Origin of the sequence: Polynucleobacter sp. MWH-HuK1, assembly GCF_018881815.1 — a bacterium.
In the GTDB taxonomy this organism is placed as follows: Bacteria; Pseudomonadota; Gammaproteobacteria; order Burkholderiales; family Burkholderiaceae; genus Polynucleobacter.
The window spans coordinates 2,010,376-2,030,296 of the sequence record NZ_JACVPP010000001.1; the positions used below are offsets into that span (position 1 = coordinate 2,010,376).

Sequence of the window (19,921 nt, forward strand, 5' to 3'; positions counted from 1 at the left end):
TGTTTTATTGGGAGCCACTTGTTTAAATTTCAGCAACATTCTTGCCGGAGAGAGCTTTTTGAATGCTGGCATTCATCCGTTTTTGCGCAAAATCATCTGTTGCCTTAGCTGCGTGATCTACTGCTTTACGAACTACAGCGCTATCAGTTTCTTGATTCAAAATCTTTTGTAACGCCGCCATCTCATGATCAATAAGCGCTTGCTCTTCTGCATTAAGAAGGCTGCGATCACTATCGAGAGCTGTTTGAACAGCATCAAGCAAACGTTGAGCATTTACCTGTTCTTCGCGCAAGGATCTTGAGAGTAAATCCTCTTTAGCTGAGGCAAAACCATCCTGCAGCATGCGCGTAATCTCTGCATCCGTTAAGCCATATGAGGGTTTGATATCAATCGATGCCTTAACACCAGAGCCTTGCTCAGTTGCACTAACTGATAGAAGGCCATCAGCATCTACCTGGAAGGTGACGCGTATGCGCGCAGCTCCCGCAGCCATCGCTGGTATACCGCGTAACTCGAACCTACCAAGAGAACGACAATCCTGCGCCAACTCACGCTCGCCCTGCACCACCTGAATCGCCAAAGCAGTCTGGCCATCCTTAAAGGTCGTGAAGTCTTGCGCCCTAGCAACTGGGATCGGTGTATTGCGAGGAATAATCTTCTCTACCAAGCCGCCCATAGTTTCAATACCAAGGGATAATGGTATGACGTCTAGTAAAAGCCACTCATCATCTTTACTTTGATTACCAGCCAGCAGGTCTGCCTGCATCGCCGCACCCAATGCAACAACTTGATCAGGATTTAAATTATTTAATGGCTGCGTACCAAACAGTTCGCCGACAGCACGCTGCACATTTGGCATGCGGGTTGAGCCACCCACCATCACCACGCCTTTAACGTCTTCTGATTTGAGGCCAGCATCACGTAGTGCTTTTTTACAAGCCATCAAAGTCTTGGTAACTAAATTCTGAGTGATCTCAAAAAATTGAGCTTGGCTAATGCCAACATTAACTACTGTGCCATCAGCAAGCGTCTCATGAACGCGCGCCAACGGATTGTGGCTAAGTTGCTCTTTCGCGTGCTTACAAGCTTGCAGGAGTGTACGTTGATCGTATATTGATAGCGGCGGAAGCTTAGCTTGCTCAATGACCCAGCAATACAAGCGATGATCGAAGTCATCGCCGCCAAGAGCTGAGTCGCCACCAGTAGAAAGTACTTCGAAGACACCCCTACTCATACGCAGTATGGAGATATCAAAGGTGCCGCCACCCAAATCGTAGACGGCGTATACCCCTTCCGAGGCATTATCTAAGCCATAGGCAATTGCCGCCGCAGTTGGCTCATTTAATAAACGGAGAACTTCAATGCCAGCTAATTTGGCAGCGTCTTTCGTTGCCTGACGCTGTGCATCATCAAAGTATGCAGGGACCGTAATAACAGCGCCAACGATTTCATCACTCACTGAGTCTTCTGCTAGCTGACGCAAGCGCGCCAAAATTTCTGCAGAGACCTCAATAGGGCTTTTATCGCCAGCTACTGTTCTTAGCTTGAGCATTCCAGGCTGATCAACAAAATCATATGGAGCACTTTCAATATGCTCCACATCAAGCAAACCTCTGCCCATAAAACGTTTTACTGAAACAATCGTGTTCTTTGGATCAAGAACAGCACTCTCAAGCGCTTCAAAGCCAGCTTGAGTTCTACCGTTGGGTAGGTAACGAATTACAGATGGAAGTAATTCGCGTCCTTGTGCATCGGGCAATACTTTTGGCAAAGCATCGCGCACAATTGCGACCAAAGAATTGGTAGTCCCCAAATCAATACCAACAGCAATGCGGCGCTGATGTGGCGCTAGCGATTTACCAGGTTCTGAGATTTGTAATAAGGCCATAGGAGATAGAGTGTAGCTTGCGTGCGCCTAGATTAAGGCTGCAATAGTGTCATCAAGCTCAACTGCAAATTTATCAATAAAGAGCAGGCCTCGAAGTAGCTCTGCTGCACGCTGATAATTCTTGGCACCATCGATTGCCTGGGCAATTTCTGCAAGGGTCTCAGCTTTAGATTGCTCTACCTCGGTCATAAGCGACTCTAAGGCAGGCAAATCTTCTTCCTGCTCGTCCAAACTCTCACGCCACTCCATTTGCTTCATCAAAAAAGCGGCAGGCATCGCAGTGTTCGTCTCCAACTTAGCATCAACCCCATGAAGCTGGCAAATATATAAGCCGCGTTGGATAGGATTCTTAAGTGTTTGGTACGCAGTATTGGCTAATGTTGCCAATTGCATGGCAAGGCGCTGCTCAGAGTCACTGCCGCGAGCATGGCGATCGGGATGCACTTCTTTCTGAATCGCCAGGTATGCCTGATCTAGAGCAGGCAAATCAATTTTGAATTGCTGATTTAATCCAAAGAAGCGAAAGTAATCGTCAGACGCGGAAGGATTCGCCACAACCACACTCATCTTTTACGTTTGGATTTTGAAACTTAAAACCTTCGTTCAAACCCTCACGTACAAAATCTAACTCTGTACCATCTAAATAAGCCAGACTTTTTGGATCTACAAATACCTTAATACCATTGGACTCAAATACCTGGTCTTCCGCCGCAGGCTCATCAACATACTCAAGCTGATACGCCAAGCCAGAACAACCCGTTGTACGAACGCCCAAGCGCAAGCCACAACCTTTACCGCGCTTTTCTAAATTGCGGTTAACGTGTGCAGCTGCTTTGGCGGTTAAGGTAATTGCCATAGTTATGTCTACTTATTTAGCTGGGTGCTTTTCTTTGTAATCTGCTACTGCTGCCTTGATGGCATCCTCAGCCAAGATAGAGCAGTGAATTTTCACAGGAGGCAATGCCAACTCTTCAGCGATTAATGAATTCTTGATTTCAAGCGCTTGATCCAATGTCTTACCTTTAACCCACTCAGTTACCAATGAAGATGAAGCAATCGCAGAGCCGCAGCCGTATGTCTTAAACTTCGCATCCTCAATCACACCCTGATCATTTACCCGAATCTGCAGCTTCATCACATCACCACATGCAGGTGCGCCAACCATGCCAGTACCTACGCTGTCATCACCTTTTTCAAAGGAGCCAACGTTACGGGGATTTTCATAATGATCAATGACCTTTTCGCTATATGCCATGGTATTTCCTCTTTAATTTCTTTATCTTTTTTTAGTGTGCAGCCCATTGAATCGTATTCAGATCGATTCCATCTTTATACATTTCCCATAGTGGAGAGAGCTCACGCAACTTGGCAATCTTTTCTTTCACCAACTTGATGGTGAAGTCTACCTCTTCCTCAGTAGTAAAGCGGCCCAAGGTAAAACGAATCGAACTATGTGCCAATTCATCATTACGACCGAGGGCTCTTAATACATAAGAAGGTTCTAAAGAAGCCGAAGTACATGCCGAACCAGATGAGATGGCTAAATCTTTCAGGGCCATCAACATAGACTCACCCTCAACATAGTTAAAACTGATGTTGAGGTTATGAGGGACTCGATTGTCCATGTCGCCATTGACATAAACCTCTTCAATATCTTTCAAACCATTCAACAAACGGTCGCGCAAAGCACGGATGCGTTTGTTTTCTTTAGCCATATCGATGCGAGCAATACGAAAGGCCTCACCCATGCCAACGATTTGGTGAACAGCTAAGGTTCCAGAACGCATACCGCGCTCATGACCGCCACCATGAATTTGTGCCTCAATACGAATACGGGGTTTGCGGCGAACAAACAACGCGCCGATGCCTTTAGGGCCATAGGTCTTATGAGCGGAAAAGCTCATTAAATCTACTTTGGTCTTTTCTAAATCAATTTCTACTTTGCCGGTTGCTTGCGCTGCATCCACATGAAAAACGACACCACGTGAACGGCACAATTCACCAATCGCAGGAATATCTTGCACCACTCCGATTTCATTATTGACGTACATTACTGAAGCCAAAATTGTGCCAGGCTTCATTGCCGCTTCGAGCTGTGCGAAATCAATCAGACCATTCGGCAACACATCCAAATAAGTCACCTCGAAACCTTCGCGCTCTAATTCGCGACAAGTATCTAAAGTCGCTTTGTGCTCAGTCTTTGCTGTGATGATGTGGTTACCGCGATCTTTGTAAAAATGCGCTGCACCTTTTAATGCCAAGTTAATGCTTTCAGTAGCGCCACTAGTGAACACAATTTCTCTTGGATCGGCATGTACCAATTGAGCAACCTCTGAACGCGCCCATTCAACCGCCTCTTCCGCAGCCCAGCCATAAGCATGACTGCGTGAAGCAGCATTACCAAATTGCTCGCGCAGGTAAGGCAACATTTTGTCGACCACCAGTGGATCAATCGGCGTAGTGGCTGAATAGTCCATATACACGGGAAAGTGTTTAGGACTAAACATAGGAACCGGTTGTTGTGGAAGGTCTTTTGGTGCGTTCATGATTTATTTATCTATAGGTAATACTGTTATTAACTTTGTCGCGCCAAGTTGAATACGGAATTCACTAGCGGTAATTTAGGGGCAACATCTTTTTTGGCTGCAAGCGCTGGAGCAGGTTTATCAGCTTTCGCACTTTCAACTTTAATTTTCTTCTGGCGCATATCTTGAATCACAACGCCGCGGCCTTCTTGTTGCTGAACCAAATCTTTTAAGCTCACTGAGCTGAGGTACTCAACCATCTTGGCATTGAGATTGCTCCATAAATCATGAGTCATGCAACGACCATGATTTTCTTCATCGCTATGGCAATTACCTTTACCGCCGCATTGAGTAGCATCAAGAGGCTCATCAACAGCAACAATAATGTCAGCAACACTCACCTCAGAAGATGGTCGCGCTAGGGTATAACCACCGCCAGGGCCACGAGTACTCTCCACGATATTGAAACGGCGCAATTTACCGAACAATTGCTCGAGGTAGGAAAGGGAGATTTTTTGTCTTTGGCTAATTCCGGCCAAAGTTACGGGGCCATGCGTTTCACGCAGAGCTAAATCAATCATTGCGGTTACTGCAAAACGACCTTTAGTTGTAAGTCTCATATGTCACCTTGGTAATGGATTGTTATGGACAGCTCACAGTCGGGCGGGTAATACCCGACCATTCCACTCAACTTTAACATAATCCCTAGCAATCTGCTCGGGAATTATCCCAAAAATCCCTCTTGCAAGCCAGGAATTAGAGGGTAGATCTCAAACTGAGTCCCTAGACCTGGCCCCAAAGGCCATTTCTTTAACCTTGGTGAGCCTATCTCGCGTGCTGGCAGCCTTCTCAAACTCCAAATTCTTAGCTTCAGCGTTCATTTGCTTCTCTAGGCGCTTAATCTCGGCCGCCAGGTCCTTCTCGCCCATATCCTCATAACGAGCTCGCTCCTGCTCAATCTGCATCTCCTGGCGCTTCTCTTTAACGTCGTAGACCCCATCAATAATGTCCTTAATGCGCTTTTGAACCCCTTTGGGCTCTATTCCATTGAGCTTATTAAAGGCAATCTGCTTCGTACGGCGCCTTTCGGTCTCCCCCATTGCTTTGCGCATGGAGTCTGTGATCTTATCGGCGTACAGGATCGCCTTGCCTCGGACGTTTCGAGCGGCTCGACCAATTGTCTGGATCAAGCTGCGCTCTGAACGCAAGAAGCCCTCTTTATCAGCATCCAAAATAGCAACTAATGAGACCTCTGGAATATCCAAACCTTCACGCAATAAGTTAATACCAACCAACACGTCGAATACGCCCAAACGCAAGTCGCGCAAAATTTCAACACGCTCTACCGTATCAATATCCGAGTGCACATATCTCACCTTCACGCCGTTATCAGATAGGTAGTCAGTTAATTGCTCTGCCATTCGTTTAGTCAGTACAGTGACCAACACGCGCTCACCTTCTTTGACGCGCGCATGAATTTGATCCAACAAATCATCTACCTGTGTACTTGCTGGTAAAACTTCAATTTCCGGATCAACCAATCCAGTTGGTCTTGCTACCTGTTCAACAACTTGACCTTGATGCATATTCTCATAATCAGCAGGAGTTGCAGATACAAAAATCGTTTGACGCATCTTGGTTTCAAACTCAGTAAATTTAAGCGGACGGTTATCCATTGCGGAAGGCAAACGGAAACCAAATTCCACCAAGGTATGTTTACGAGATTTATCGCCGTTATACATGGCGTTGAGCTGCCCAATTAAGACATGACTCTCATCGAGGAACATCAACGCATCATTGGGTAGGTAGTCCACCAGCGTAGGCGGAGCCTCGCCAGGAGCGGCGCCAGAGAGGTGACGTGAGTAGTTCTCGATCCCCTTACAAAAACCCAATTCATTCAGCATTTCCAAATCAAAACGGGTCCGCTGCTCAAGGCGTTGCGCTTCAACTAACTTTCCATCTTTAACAAACTCATCCAAGCGAGTACGTAATTCAGTTTTGATTGTTTCGATGGCCTTCAAAACTGTATCGCGCGGTGTGACGTAGTGTGAACTTGGATAAACCGTAAAGCGTGGAATCTTCTGGCGAATTTTTCCAGTGAGAGGATCGAAGAATTGCAAGCTTTCAATAACATCATCAAACAACTCAACGCGCACTGCCAATTCATTATGTTCTGCAGGAAAAATATCAATCGTGTCACCACGCACTCGAAATACACCGCGCTTGAAATCTAATTCATTACGGTCATATTGCATGGCAATGAGGCGCGCCAAAATATCACGCTGACTCATCTTGTCTCCAGGGCGCAACGTCATCACCATACTGTGATAGTCCCCAGGATTACCGATGCCGTAGATTGCAGAGACGGTGGCAACGATGATGACGTCACGACGCTCTAAAAGACTTTTAGTTGCCGATAGACGCATCTGCTCGATGTGCTCATTGATTGAAGAATCTTTTTCAATGAACAAGTCACGCTGAGGAACGTAGGCTTCCGGCTGGTAGTAGTCGTAATAGCTAACAAAGTACTCAACCGCGTTTTTGGGGAAAAACTCCCTAAATTCGCTGTAGAGCTGGGCAGCCAGAGTCTTATTTGGGGCAAAAATGATGGCTGGACGACCTGTTCTGGCGATGACATTGGCCATCGTGAAGGTCTTTCCGGACCCAGTTACCCCCAAAAGCGTCTGAAAGGTCAATCCATCCTCTACACCCTCCACCAGGGCATCAATAGCCTGAGGCTGGTCACCAGCAGGTGCAAATGGCTGATAGAGCTGATAAGGGGAGTCTGGAAAGGTCACAAACTTCGCCGGATCAAGGTCGTGACCGACCTCGCCCAATGGATCTGCCGCCGGGCTTTTAATTAGCGTCTTTACTTCGGAATTTGGTGCAATTTTAGGCAACTTAGGGGGCATCTCGGCTATCATTTCACCTGTGAGATTTCTTCACAGCGAATTTTGTACAAACAATGATTTTGCCGTTTTTCCTAGGAAATAGTTGATTCTGGCCTCAAAAACCGACAATTAAACTAAATTTAACGTCAATTACGAACAAAACCACCTTTATAACCTTCAATTTCAAGCCCAAATGACCCTGTTTGCCTCAGTTCAATTAGCCCCTAAAGATCCCATTTTTGGCCTCACAGAAGCCTACGTTGCAGACCAACGCGCTGACAAAGTGAACTTAGGCGTTGGCGTGTACTACACAGACGAAGGCAAGGTTCCGCTTTTGAAAGCAGTGATTAAAGCTGAAGAGGCGATTGTTGCAAAACACTCACCACGCAGCTACATCCCTATCGAAGGACCAAATCCATACAACAGTGCAGTACAAAATTTATTGTTTGGTGCTGACTCTGCATTAATTAAAGATGGTCGCGTTGTCACTGCCGAATGTCTTGGTGGCACAGGTGCATTACGCGTTGGTGCAGACTTTATTAAACGCCTCAACTTAAATGCACCTTGCGCAATTAGCAACCCTACCTGGGAAAATCATCGTGGCATTTTTGAATCAGCTGGCTTTGAAGTAGTTGAGTACACCTACTTCGATGGTAAAACACGTGGTGTTGATTTTGACGGCATGGTGAAATCTTTGGAGTCATTCCCAAAGAACACCACGGTGTTGTTGCATGCTTGCTGCCACAACCCAACTGGCGCAGACATTACTGAAGCGCAATGGCGTCAAGTAATCGATATCTGCAAAAACAAAGGTTTGATTCCCTTCTTGGATATGGCCTACCAAGGCTTTGCGGCTGGGATTGAGCAAGACGGTGTTGCGGTTCGCCTCTTTGCTGAATCAGGCATGTCTTTCTTTGTATCGAGCTCTTTCTCCAAGTCGTTCTCACTTTATGGTGAGCGTGTTGGCGCATTGTCTATCGTGACACAAAGCAAAGATGAATCTACTCGCGTGCTTTCACAATTGAAGCGCGTGATTCGCACTAACTATTCCAATCCACCAACTCACGGAGCTGCAATTGCTGCTGCCGTTTTGAATTCGCCAGAACTGCGTAAGCTTTGGGAAGATGAGTTGGCAGAAATGCGTGACCGCATTAAAGCGATGCGTCATGGTCTTGTAGAAAAACTCGCTGCTGCTGGTGTGAAGCAAGATTTTGCTTTTATCGAGAAGCAGCGAGGAATGTTTTCTTACTCAGGCTTAACGGCTGAGCAAGTTGAGCGCTTACAGAAAGAAGATGGCATTTACGCTCTCTCTACTGGACGCATTTGTGTGGCAGCCCTCAATACTAAAAATATTGATAAAGTGGCTAAAGCAATCGCCCGCGTCTTAGCGTAACAAGCGGATATCCTGAATTACCGGAGGCACCATGCTATATCAGTTACACGAATTTCAAAAAGCCCTACTTCAACCAGTTAGCTCATGGGCGCGTGCCGCCTCTGAGGCCTTTATTAATGCATCTAACCCTGTATCCAAAGTGCCTGGCTCTGAGCGTCTTGCGGCTAGTTACGAACTTCTCTATCGACTGGGTAAGGATTACAAAAAACCAGAATTTGGGATTCGCTCGGTACAAGCTCATGGTCGCGAAGTTGCAATTCATGAGATCACAACCCTTGCAAAACCTTTCTGCAAGTTAGTTCGCTTCAAGCGCTTCTCTGATGATGTTGAAGTCATCAAAAAACTCAAGGAAGATCCTGTAGTTTTAGTGGTAGCACCGCTATCAGGCCACCACTCCACATTGCTACGTGATACTGTGCGCACACTCCTACAAGATCATAAGGTCTACATCACTGATTGGGTTGATGCTCGCTTAGTGCCCCTTGAAGATGGTGAATTCGGTCTTGATGACTATGTTCATTACGTACAAGAATTCATTCGCACCATTGGTGCAAAAGATTTACATGTCATTTCCGTTTGCCAACCAACGGTTCCAACTTTAGGCGCAATATCCTTGATGGCATCCGCTGGTGAAGCAACTCCAGCATCTATGATCATGATGGGCGGCCCAATTGATGCGCGTAAATCACCAACTGCAGTAAACAACTTGGCTGATCAGAAATCATATGAGTGGTTTGAGAGTCATGTGATTTATAACGTACCGCCCAATTATCCAGGCGCTGGACGCAAGGTTTACCCAGGCTTCTTGCAGCACACCGGCTTTATCGCTATGAACCCGCAAAACCACTTGCAGTCTCATTGGGATTACTTCCAAAACCTGGTGCGCGGCGATGAGCAAGATGCTGAATCACATATTCGCTTCTATGATGAGTACAACGCCGTATTGGATTTGGACTCCAAGTTCTACTTAGACACTATCAAGACTGTTTTCCAAGACTATGCATTGCCAAATGGCACATGGGAAGTTGCTGGTGAGCTCGTGAAACCACAAGACATTAAAAAAACTGCGCTTCTGACTGTTGAAGGTGAGCTTGATGATATTTCAGGAAGCGGACAAACACGTTCAGCCCATGCTTTATGTGCTGGTATTCCTAAAGAGAATAAAGACCACTACGAAGTTGCTGGTGCAGGACACTACGGCATCTTTGCCGGACGTCGTTGGCGCGAGAAGGTTTATCCGAAGATTAAGACGTTTATTCGTGAACATCAGAACACGAAGAAAACCGCTACTCGGACTACCAAGTCTGCATAAATTAAGGGCTCTTCGGAGCCTTTAATTTTAAGAAGACTCACACATGTAATTTCTATGAACCAAGCTAATAGCCTCGTTGATCAACTTGAGGATATTCTTCCGCAAACGCAATGCACTAAGTGCGGATACCCAGATTGCCGCGGATATGCAGAAGCTATGGCCAGTGGCGAAGCCTTACCAAACCGCTGCCCCCCCGGCGGCGTCGAAGGCATTCGGCGACTAAGCAAGGTTCTAATACCAATATACCCACAAGACGCTTTTGAGCATCACCCTACTATTAATCCAGAATGCGGCGTAGAGCGCCCCCGTCCAGTAGCGTTTATCGATCCGCAGAAATGCATTGGCTGCACACTATGCATTCAGGCATGTCCTGTTGATGCGATCGTTGGCGCCTCCAAGCAAATGCACGTTGTTCTGACCGAGTGGTGCACCGGCTGTGACCTCTGCATTCCACCATGCCCAGTAGACTGCATCAGCATGATTAATGTCACCGGAGATAAAACCGGTTGGGATGCTTGGACTCAAGAGCTTGCAAATGTTTCTCGCAAACGTTATCACGACCGCGAATCACGCCTAGAGCGAGAGCAAAAAGATAATGATGATCGGCTCGCTAAAAAGGCGGCGGCTAAATTACAGTCCGTTAACAGTGACTCACCTCAATCTGAAGAAGAATTAAAAGAACAAGAACGCAAACGTGCCATCATTGCCGCAGCTATTGCACGCGCACTAGAAAAGAAATGATGAATCTAGAAAAGCGTCGTGCTTTTTTTGAGCAACTCAAAGCAAATAATCCCAAACCAGAGACTGAGCTGGAATATAACTCGCCATTTGAGCTATTAATTGCGGTACTGCTGTCCGCTCAAGCGACGGATGTCTCAGTTAACAAGGGCACACGTAAACTCTATAAAGTTGCTAATACCCCTCAAGCCATACTAAAACTGGGGGAGGAAGGTGTTAGGCCCTATATCCAGCACATTGGACTGTTTAACTCCAAGGGCAAACATATTCAGGAGACCTGTCGACTACTCATAGAGAAACATGGGGGCGAAGTTCCGCAGACTCGTGAAGAGCTAGAATCACTACCTGGCGTAGGCAGAAAAACTGCGAACGTTATTCTAAATACCGCCTTTGGACAACCCACCATCGCTGTCGATACTCATATATTGAGAGTTTCTAATCGCACCGGTCTTGCGCCTGGTAAAGATGTAGTCAAAGTTGAGGAGCAACTGCTTAAACGTGTACCAAAGGAGTATCTGCAAGATGCTCACCATTGGCTTATTCTGCATGGTAGATACACCTGTAAAGCTCGTAACCCTGACTGCGCGCAATGCATAGTTGAGCCACTATGCGGCTTTAAACAAAAGACTGGCAAAGGAAAAATACGTGGCGATATTTAATCCAACTCGTGAAGAAGTGCGTCGATTTTTCTGCGATACCTGGAAGAAAAAGACTGAGAATAAGATTCTTGATCCGATGGAAACGCTTGCAGGCGATTGGATGGTGGAGCACCCCGAGTACCACGACCTTCTGGCTGACCCTGAAGGCGCTCTGGGACAAGATTACACCCCAGAACGTGGTGAGACCAACCCATTCCTGCATTTATCCATGCATCTCTCTATCAGCGAGCAAATCTCAATTAATCAGCCCCCAGGAATCAAAGAGATCGCAGATAAGTTATCGCAAAAATTAGGCTCTATGCATGAAGCACAACATGTCATGATGGAATGCCTAGGACAGGTAATGTGGGAATCCCAGCGCGAAGGACAGCCACTAAATCCAGAAAAATATCTAGAGGCACTTAAAAAACTAACTTAAGAAAGATTGGCAATGGCAGCTTTAATAGCTGCTGGCAATTCTTGCGCCTTTTTTCTTCTGGTATGTAATTTAGTAGCTTGCGTTTCTTGAGTCTTCTGAGACCAGGCAGATCCAGGGAAGAAAGCATCATCTTTAAACCTGGGAATGACATGCCAATGAATATGGGGAACCATATTACCCAATGCAGCAATATTGACCTTGTCAGGGTGCATCACATGACGCACAGCCTCTTCCACAGCAAAAACTAAGTTCATAAGGTGATCGCGCTCACCATAGCTAAGATCAGTCATCTCAGCAACATGCCGATTCCAAATGACTCTACAAAATCCAGGCAGATCAGGATCATTCACAAGAATGACACGACAGTCATCTCCACGCCAAATAAGTTGCCCCTCTTCGGGCTTGAGTTCGTCTTTACAGAGTACGCAATTAGTCATGGAAAGAATGTAAACGAAAACGGCATCTAAGTCACCCTTGTGGGGTAATTTAGATGCCGCGGCAGTATTGGTGTGCTACTGCTTACAACGCACTACTTAGGGATTTCTTAGTGGAACTGCTCTTCTTCAGTAGAACCAGTCAATGCAGTTACAGAAGACTTGCCACCTTGGATAACAGTAGTTACGTCATCGAAGTAACCAGTGCCAACTTCTTGCTGATGTGAAACGAATGTGTAACCACGATCACGAGCAGCAAATTCTGGCTCTTGTACTTTTTCTACATAAGCAGTCATGCCACGCTTGGAGTAGTCTTGTGCCAAATCGTACATGTTGTACCACATTGAGTGAATACCAGCTAATGTAATGAACTGATACTTGTAACCCATTGCGCCTAACTCACGCTGGAACTTAGCAATGGTTGCGTCGTCCAAGTTCTTCTTCCAGTTGAAAGATGGTGAGCAGTTGTAAGCCAACATCTTACCTGGGAACTTCGCACGAATTGCTTCAGCAAACTGACGAGCAAACTCAAGATCCGGGGTGCCTGTTTCACACCAAACCATATCAGCATAGGCAGCGTATGCCAAACCACGGGAGATCGCTTGATCCAAGCCCTTACGTGTTTTGTAGAAGCCTTCTGGTGTGCGCTCGCCAGTCAAGAACGGCTTGTCGTTTTCATCATAGTCAGATGTCAACAAGTCAGCAGCTTCAGCATCAGTACGAGCCAAGATGATAGTTGGAACACCCATTACGTCAGCAGCTAAACGTGCAGAGATCAATTTTTGGACAGATTCTGTAGTTGGCAACAATACCTTGCCACCCAAGTGACCGCACTTCTTAACGGATGACAACTGGTCTTCAAAGTGAACGCCAGCAGCACCTTGCTTAATTAATGCTTTGCTTAATTCAAATGCATTCAATACACCACCGAAACCCGCTTCAGCATCAGCAACGATTGGAGCAAAGTATTCGATGTAACCAGGATCGCCTGGATTGATACCTTTAGCAGTTTGGATCTCATCAGCACGTTGGAAGGAGTTGTTAATGCGCTCAACCATCTTAGGAACTGAATCTACTGGATACAAAGATTGATCTGGATACATTGCAGCATAAGAGTTACCGTCAGCAGCAACTTGCCAGCCTGACAAGTAAATAGCCTGGATACCAGCTTTAACTTGTTGCATTGCTTGACCACCAGTCAAAGCACCTAAACAGTTCACATAAGCTTCGTTGTTTACCAAGTCCCAAAGACGCTCAGCACCATGCTTAGCCAATGTGTGCTCAATCTTCAATGAGCCGCGAAGACGTACTACGTCCTCAGCTGTATAGCCACGAGTAATACCTTTCCAGCGTGGATTGGTATCCCAGTCTTTTTGTAGTGCTGCGATTTCTGCTTTGCGATCTGCCATGTTTTTCTCCCTAAGTTAAACAAGTACTTCAAAATTTGAGGACTCTTAAGACCTCTTCAAGTCTTATGTCTTATATAAGAGTTTAGCTAGATGAAGAAAGCAAGCAAGGGAAATCTGACATTTTTATGAAAATATTTAGTTATTTAAATTCAATAACTTACATTACATTTTTTGTAATGCGGAATAGAAATCCATCTATTGGAATGAAATTACCAAGAGCATGCTGCAATGCATTTTACGCAGTGTAATGACATTTCACATTATGAAAATATTGTGTGCATTTATGCAGTTTTAGCGGTGGTGCCAGCTGTGACCTTAAAGACGGTTGGAATAATCATGATTTGGAACACCACAATTCCAAGGAATAACGCCTTGGGCAAGCCGGCATCCATGAAGAAACCGAAAATGAATGGCCCAACAGCTGCGCCAAGATCAATACCTGAATACACGATTCCATAAACGCGTCCAGCAACGCCTTGGGGCGTGGCCTTTTTAACCAATAAATCCCTAGAAGGTGCCACTACCCCATAACCAAAACCCAACACAAAGAAAATCATTGGTATTAGGTGAGTCGACATGACTCCAGTAGACAAAAGTAAGCACAACACTACCGTGATGGATAAACAGATGGAGACTATTTTTTCTGGCGCTTGTAATTTTGCTGCTAGATAGCCACCAAATAAAACGCCTCCGGCACTTCCCAGCGCTAAAAGAGTAATGTAGTAACCGCCCACAGTTAAAGGCACTTCATAAATGCTAAAGAGCGCGCTTGGCGCAAATGATTGCAAGCTTGAAGTTGATGCCATGCTAAAGAAAAAGAAAACCCAGCATAGCCACACTGCTGGCAATCTTAAAAAAGCAAATGCACTTTCTGGAACGCCAGCAGGATTGGCGGCTTGTGAACTAGCATGACTGTTCTCATGGCGCTCCTTGACGTTATCAATCAATTGATTTTTATTGAGCCAGAGCACTAATAGAATCAGGGCTTCCAGCAATGCTGCTGATAGAAACGCGATACGCCAATCTGCAAATTGCGCAATTGCCACCATGAATGCAGGTGCCGCCGCCCAACCCAAATAACCAGTCACGCCATGCATTGAGTAAGCGTAAGGAAGATTTGGTGGAGATACTTTGTGATTGATTAAAGTGTAATCGACTGGATGAAAAATACCGTTACCGCATCCAGCTATCACCGCTCCCAATAACAGCATGGCATAGCCATTGCTCTGAGAATAAATTAAAGCCGCAAGAACGAATAAGCCAACGCCGCCAAATAAAACAGGTCTTGCTCCAATGCGGTCCACTAAAAATCCTGAGGCAGCTTGAGCAATGCAAGACACTACAAAGAAAACCGACATAAGCAAACCGAGCTCGGCATAACTTAATGCAAAAGCATCCTTCAACCATGGAAACATGGGAGGAAGCACTAAATGAAAGAAGTGAGAGCTGCCGTGAGCTAGGCTAATAAGACTAATAACCCGGACATCACTGGCACGCCTGCTAAGCGTTACAGTCATGTACCGAGTTTACTAGCACGGGAACGTTCCCGCTGAGCCACTCTGGAGACAGTTTAGTGAACTTGGCGTGTAAAGCTAAAGTCGCCTTTTTTATCCACATCTACGGGTACTACATCTTTGGGACCAAACTTACCTTCCAAAATCATCTTGGATACTGGGTTCTCAATATGCTGCTGAATAGCCCGCTTCAGAGGTCTTGCTCCAAAGATCGGATCAAAACCTACTTCTGCAATCTTATTAAGAGCTGCATCACTAACCTCAAGCTGCATATCCACTCTTGCCAATCGATCCGACAAGTTTTTGAGCAAGATCTTCGCGATATTGGCGATGTTACCCTTATCTAAGCCGTGGAAAACAACGATCTCATCGATACGGTTCAAGAACTCAGGGCGGAAATGATTTTTCAACTCTTCAAATACCGCCTCTTTGATTTCAGATTGCTTCTTATCGGCCATTGATTGAATCAAATGCGAACCAATATTACTGGTCATCACAATCACCGTATTCTTAAAGTCTACTGTACGACCTTGACCATCAGTTAAGCGGCCATCGTCCAGCACTTGCAATAAGACGTTAAAGACATCTGGATGCGCTTTCTCGATCTCATCAAACAAGATCACGCTATAAGGATGGCGACGAACTTGCTCAGTTAAATATCCACCCTCTTCGTAGCCAACATAGCCCGGAGGCGCACCAATTAAACGCGCAACACTATGCTTCTCCATGAACTCACTCATATCAATACGAATGAGGTGGTCTTCGCTATCAAACAAGAAACCAGCCAATGCCTTGCAAAGCTCCGTCTTACCAACGCCGGTAGGTCCTAGGAACAAGAATGAACCATAAGGACGATTCTCTTCTGCCAGGCCAGCACGGGAGCGGCGGATTGCATCAGATACAGCTCGAATAGCTTCCTCTTGGCCAACCACACGCTTATGCAATAACTCTTCCATTTTGATTAATTTGTCGCGCTCACCTTGCATCATTTTCGACACTGGAATGCCTGTTGCACGAGAAACAACTTCAGCAATTTCTTCTGCGCCCACTTGAGTGCGCAATAGCTTGTTCTTTACTGCGCCATCCGCATCACCCTTCGCCTCTGCAGCCGCAGCAGATTTAAGCTTAGCTTCGAGCTCGGGTAACTTGGCGTATTGCAACTCAGCAACCTGCTCTAACTTACCATCACGTTGCAACTTGGCGATATCGGCCTTAACTTTCTCAATCTCTTCCTTCAGATTAGCGGCGCCGAGTACAGCGCCCTTCTCTGCTTTCCAGATTTCCTCCAAATCGGCATACTCAGCACCAAGACGCTTGATTTCCTCTTCAATGAGACCTAAACGTTTTTGAGAAGCTTCATCTTTTTCCTTCTTAACTGCTTCACGCTCAATCTTGAGCTGAATGAGACGACGCTCGAGCTTATCCATAACCTCAGGCTTGGAATCAATCTCCATCCGAATACGTGAACCAGCCTCATCAATCAAGTCGATTGCCTTATCTGGTAAGAAACGATCGGTAATGTAGCGGTGCGACAACTCAGCAGCAGCCACGATCGCTGGGTCAGTGATTTCAATGCCGTGGTGGAGCTCATAGCGCTCTTGCAAACCACGCAAGATAGCAATCGTTGCTTCAACACTAGGCTCTTCAACCATGACTTTTTGAAAGCGACGCTCAAGTGCTGGATCTTTTTCAATGTACTTGCGGTACTCATCCAGAGTTGTAGCGCCGATACAATGCAATTCGCCACGTGCCAAGGCAGGCTTAAGCATATTGCCAGCATCCATTGCGCCATCGCCCTTACCAGCGCCAACCATTGTATGAATCTCATCAATAAAGATGATGGTTTGACCCTCGTCCTTAGCAACATCACTGAGTACTGCCTTTAAACGCTCTTCGAATTCACCACGATATTTGGCGCCAGCCAGTAGCAAAGCCATATCTAACACCAAGACACGCTTGTTCTTAAGTGTTTCAGGAACTTCACCATTCACAATGCGCTGGGCTAAGCCTTCAACGATCGCAGTCTTACCAACGCCTGGCTCACCAATCAGCACAGGGTTATTCTTGCCGCGACGCTGCAAGATCTGAATGGTGCGACGAATCTCATCATCACGACCAATTACTGGGTCGAGCTTGCCCATGCGAGCACGCTCGGTTAAATCCACGGTGTATTTCTTTAAGGCCTCACGTTGACCTTCAGCATCTGCACTATTCACTGATTCTCCTCCGCGCACTAAATCAATAGCCGCTTCTAACGATTTACGATTTAAACCATTCTCGCGAGCAACCTTGCCAAGCTCGCCTTTATCATCTGCTACTACTAATAAAAACAGCTCGCCCGCAATGAATTGATCATTGCGTTTGTTAGCTTCCTTCTCACATAGGTTCAACCAATTACTGAGATCACGGCCAACCTGAACCTCCCCGCTAGTACCCTGCACTTCAGGTAGGCTGCTAATAATCTTTTCTACGCCTTTTTCGAGACCGGCCACATTGACGCCAGCTCTTGTTAGCAAGCTCTTTGCGCCACCATCAGAATCACGCAACATTGCCAGCAGCACATGGGCTGGTTCAATATATTGATTGTCTTTAGCTAAAGCGATACTCTGAGCCTCGCTTAAGGCCTCTTGAAACTTAGTTGTTAATTTATCTATTCTCATTTATGCACTCCATATATCTATCTATAGAATATAAGGGCAATATCGCCAATTTCAAGGGTTTTTAAGCCCTTTTTAATCCCAATTTGCCCTATTTTGACCTGGCTTGTTTACCTTCTAGAATGTTCAGACGGCACCTACTATGCCGGCATTACTAACCGCCTAGAACATCGTCTAGAAGCCCATAATTCAGGGCAAGGTACTCGCTACACAAGAGCTCGCAGACCAGTTGTCCTTTTAGCAACACAAGAACATCCGGACAGGTCGGAAGCCTCTAAGGCGGAAATGAGATTGAAGCAACTTCCCCGCTCTGAAAAGCTAGCATTCTTTAGAAACACAAATGTCTCCATCAAAACAAAAACCACCCTTGAGGGTGGTTGATTTGCTATTTTATTAAGCTTTAGAAGGCGTCTTTCACGCGCTCAATTGCATAAATTTCTCTTAAATGCAGCGCTTGATATGCAACCCGATCTTTAAGCAACCCCATAATAGTCTCTGAGCCAGGCGAAAAGTTTCTGATGATGTCTGCATTTAGGTTGTAGATAGGCCAATTGGCTTGGCCACTGACATTTGGATTACCAGTTTTAGCAAATGCCGCCCAGCTTGAAGATAATCTCTCTGACATCGCTTGATCCTGAGGGCTATTTTTATCCACAATTGGAAACCAATCCTTTGGCCAAGCATGCGTCTTCTTAAACTCTGCAACATCTTTTTCGATTCGGGCGCACTGGTTCACGCCTGTTAAAGCTTGCTTTGGCGCCTGAGGCACAAGGGCCAGGCTACCAAAGACATAGGGAATTTCGTAAGTATGTGGCGCACCCGGCAAAGATGCGCGGATGTTTTGAGTTAAATAATCGTAGTAATAGGCGTAGCCTGGTGCAACACCATTCATGCTATTTGCCAATAGCTTTGTGCTGGCACGATACATCAAATCCTGAATCACAAAAGAATTCAAAATACATTTGTCTTTTACATCGGCATATAACTTCTCAACAATTTTAGGATCTTCATGAATCTTCTTTGTAAACACTTCTAAAGAAGGTTCGCCCGGGAGCATGAAGTCACTATCAAATGAGTTCGTTCCAATCATGAAAGGAACTTTTGCTTGTTTGCCGGCAGCAAATAATGGGATTGGATCGCCCTTAATAATTTGTCCATCCACAAAGGGGCCGCCAAACTCACCTGCGTAATAAGCACTGCCATCTAGAACCAACTTCTGAACAGGCAACTTACGTAATTCAGCCAAGGATTTTGCGCCAAGCGAAGACATGTATTTGGCTCCAATATCCACTTCGGGAGTTAAGCCAAAACGCTTTTCAGTCATGCCGCGCAAAGGACTCTGCTGGGCACTCTGGGCAATAGCCTTGTGGAACAAGCCTTTAGCAGCATCAGAAACCATTAACCACGTAACACTCCTACCACCAGCCGATTGACCAAAGATCGTCACATTATTAGGATCACCCCCAAATGCCTGAATATTCCTTTTAACCCACTTTAAAGAAGCGATTTGATCCATAGTTCCGTAGTTACCAACCGACTCACCTTTAGCTTTAGCTTCTTCGATTAATTCTTTAGTAGCAAAAAAGCCAAGTGAACCCAAACGATAATCCACGGTCACCACGATGACGCCGTTTTTAATTAAATTGATTGGCGTGAACTGTGGATCTCTAGCACCGTCAACAATTAAACCGCCGCCATGAATCCAAACCATTACTGGTAAATTTTTGCCGGGTTTGGCAGGTCCATATACGTTAAGCTTTAGACAGTCTTCGCTACCCGGTAGACCAAGGCCATCACTTAAATTTTTAATGTACTGCTGCGGACAAGATTCACCAAACTTGCTAGCGTCCCTCGTTCCACTCCACGAGGGTGCCGGTTGCGGAGGGCGCCATCTCAAATCACCTACCGGAGGAGCGGCGTAGGGAATATTTTTAAAAACCTGCATGTTGTACTCAATCGCACCCTGCAAACTACCAGTTTCAACCTTGACAACAGGCCTCTCTGCGGCACATACACCGAAAGTAATAACAGTCAAAAACAACGTAACTAGTTTTTTCACTTGAATCCCTCTTACCAAAACGAA

At 45.8% G+C, this 19,921-nt stretch carries 18 protein-coding genes; 6 read left to right on the forward strand and 12 right to left on the reverse strand.

Annotation, left to right across the window (positions count from 1 at the left end):
- Window positions 1-22: 22 nt before the first annotated feature.
- The 7 genes from hscA to uvrB all read right to left on the reverse strand — a co-directional run bounded on the left by hscA (window position 23) and on the right by uvrB (window position 7,337).
- Complete coding sequence (hscA, locus tag ICE93_RS10320) at window positions 23-1,888, reverse strand: Fe-S protein assembly chaperone HscA (protein ID WP_216187923.1); 1,866 nt, start codon at window positions 1,886-1,888, stop codon at window positions 23-25.
- A gap of 27 nt (window positions 1,889-1,915) precedes the next feature.
- Window positions 1,916-2,443 carry a Fe-S protein assembly co-chaperone HscB gene (hscB, locus tag ICE93_RS10325; protein ID WP_370624612.1) on the reverse strand — a complete coding sequence of 176 codons (528 nt, stop codon included), beginning with the start codon at window positions 2,441-2,443 and terminating at the stop codon, window positions 1,916-1,918.
- Window positions 2,421-2,744 carry an iron-sulfur cluster assembly protein IscA gene (gene iscA, locus ICE93_RS10330; RefSeq protein WP_216187929.1) on the reverse strand — a complete coding sequence of 108 codons (324 nt, stop codon included), beginning with the start codon at window positions 2,742-2,744 and terminating at the stop codon, window positions 2,421-2,423. Before iscA ends, hscB begins: the two co-directional genes overlap by 23 nt.
- Before the next feature lie 12 nt (window positions 2,745-2,756).
- Complete coding sequence (iscU, locus tag ICE93_RS10335; protein WP_068322308.1) at window positions 2,757-3,143, reverse strand: Fe-S cluster assembly scaffold IscU; 387 nt, start codon at window positions 3,141-3,143, stop codon at window positions 2,757-2,759.
- A gap of 31 nt (window positions 3,144-3,174) precedes the next feature.
- Window positions 3,175-4,434 (reverse strand): IscS subfamily cysteine desulfurase, encoded by a 1,260-nt coding sequence (locus tag ICE93_RS10340; RefSeq protein ID WP_370624613.1) that lies wholly within the window; start codon window positions 4,432-4,434, stop codon window positions 3,175-3,177.
- Between the two features lie 29 nt (window positions 4,435-4,463).
- On the reverse strand, window positions 4,464-5,033 hold the full coding sequence (locus ICE93_RS10345) for a Fe-S cluster assembly transcription factor (RefSeq protein ID WP_216187932.1): 570 nt from the start codon (window positions 5,031-5,033) through the stop codon (window positions 4,464-4,466).
- Between the two features lie 150 nt (window positions 5,034-5,183).
- A complete protein-coding gene (gene uvrB / locus ICE93_RS10350) occupies window positions 5,184-7,337 on the reverse strand; it encodes an excinuclease ABC subunit UvrB (RefSeq protein ID WP_255554630.1) in 2,154 nt (717 codons plus the stop codon).
- Between the two features lie 160 nt (window positions 7,338-7,497).
- Between uvrB and ICE93_RS10355 the strand changes: the two genes are divergently transcribed.
- Genes ICE93_RS10355 through ICE93_RS10375 form a run of 5 tightly spaced genes read left to right on the forward strand, consistent with a single transcriptional unit; the run spans window position 7,498 to window position 11,824 of the window.
- Complete coding sequence (locus tag ICE93_RS10355; RefSeq protein ID WP_216187935.1) at window positions 7,498-8,697, forward strand: amino acid aminotransferase; 1,200 nt, start codon at window positions 7,498-7,500, stop codon at window positions 8,695-8,697.
- A 31-nt stretch (window positions 8,698-8,728) separates the two neighbouring features.
- Window positions 8,729-10,009 (forward strand): polyhydroxyalkanoate depolymerase, encoded by a 1,281-nt coding sequence (locus ICE93_RS10360; protein ID WP_216187938.1) that lies wholly within the window; start codon window positions 8,729-8,731, stop codon window positions 10,007-10,009.
- 54 nt (window positions 10,010-10,063) lie between these two features.
- On the forward strand, window positions 10,064-10,750 hold the full coding sequence (gene rsxB / locus ICE93_RS10365) for an electron transport complex subunit RsxB (RefSeq protein ID WP_216187941.1): 687 nt from the start codon (window positions 10,064-10,066) through the stop codon (window positions 10,748-10,750).
- Entirely contained in the window at window positions 10,750-11,406 is a 657-nt protein-coding gene (gene nth, locus ICE93_RS10370) for an endonuclease III (RefSeq protein WP_216188391.1), read from the forward strand. Before rsxB ends, nth begins: the two co-directional genes overlap by 1 nt.
- Window positions 11,399-11,824: a DUF1841 family protein gene (locus ICE93_RS10375; protein WP_216188393.1), complete on the forward strand. Its 426-nt coding sequence runs from the start codon at window positions 11,399-11,401 to the stop codon at window positions 11,822-11,824. Before nth ends, ICE93_RS10375 begins: the two co-directional genes overlap by 8 nt.
- Here the strand turns inward: ICE93_RS10375 and ICE93_RS10380 are convergent.
- From ICE93_RS10380 to clpB, 4 genes are all read right to left on the reverse strand, one after another.
- Window positions 11,821-12,261 carry an HIT family protein gene (locus ICE93_RS10380; protein ID WP_216187943.1) on the reverse strand — a complete coding sequence of 147 codons (441 nt, stop codon included), beginning with the start codon at window positions 12,259-12,261 and terminating at the stop codon, window positions 11,821-11,823. The genes ICE93_RS10375 and ICE93_RS10380 overlap by 4 nt on opposite strands.
- 107 nt (window positions 12,262-12,368) lie before the next feature.
- Window positions 12,369-13,667 carry an isocitrate lyase gene (gene aceA, locus ICE93_RS10385; RefSeq protein ID WP_216187945.1) on the reverse strand — a complete coding sequence of 433 codons (1,299 nt, stop codon included), beginning with the start codon at window positions 13,665-13,667 and terminating at the stop codon, window positions 12,369-12,371.
- A 281-nt stretch (window positions 13,668-13,948) separates the two neighbouring features.
- Window positions 13,949-15,184: an MFS transporter gene (locus tag ICE93_RS10390; RefSeq protein WP_216187948.1), complete on the reverse strand. Its 1,236-nt coding sequence runs from the start codon at window positions 15,182-15,184 to the stop codon at window positions 13,949-13,951.
- Window positions 15,185-15,237: 53 nt separating this feature from the next.
- On the reverse strand, window positions 15,238-17,841 hold the full coding sequence (gene clpB / locus ICE93_RS10395; RefSeq protein ID WP_216187949.1) for an ATP-dependent chaperone ClpB: 2,604 nt from the start codon (window positions 17,839-17,841) through the stop codon (window positions 15,238-15,240).
- A 93-nt stretch (window positions 17,842-17,934) separates the two neighbouring features.
- Here clpB and ICE93_RS10400 point away from each other — a divergent pair, with 93 nt between their 5' ends.
- A complete protein-coding gene (locus ICE93_RS10400; protein WP_216187950.1) occupies window positions 17,935-18,219 on the forward strand; it encodes a GIY-YIG nuclease family protein in 285 nt (94 codons plus the stop codon).
- A 19-nt stretch (window positions 18,220-18,238) separates the two neighbouring features.
- On the opposite strand, the gene ICE93_RS10405 is transcribed toward ICE93_RS10400, so the two are convergent.
- Window positions 18,239-19,897: a carboxylesterase family protein gene (locus ICE93_RS10405; protein ID WP_216187951.1), complete on the reverse strand. Its 1,659-nt coding sequence runs from the start codon at window positions 19,895-19,897 to the stop codon at window positions 18,239-18,241.
- Window positions 19,898-19,921 lie beyond the last annotated feature (24 nt).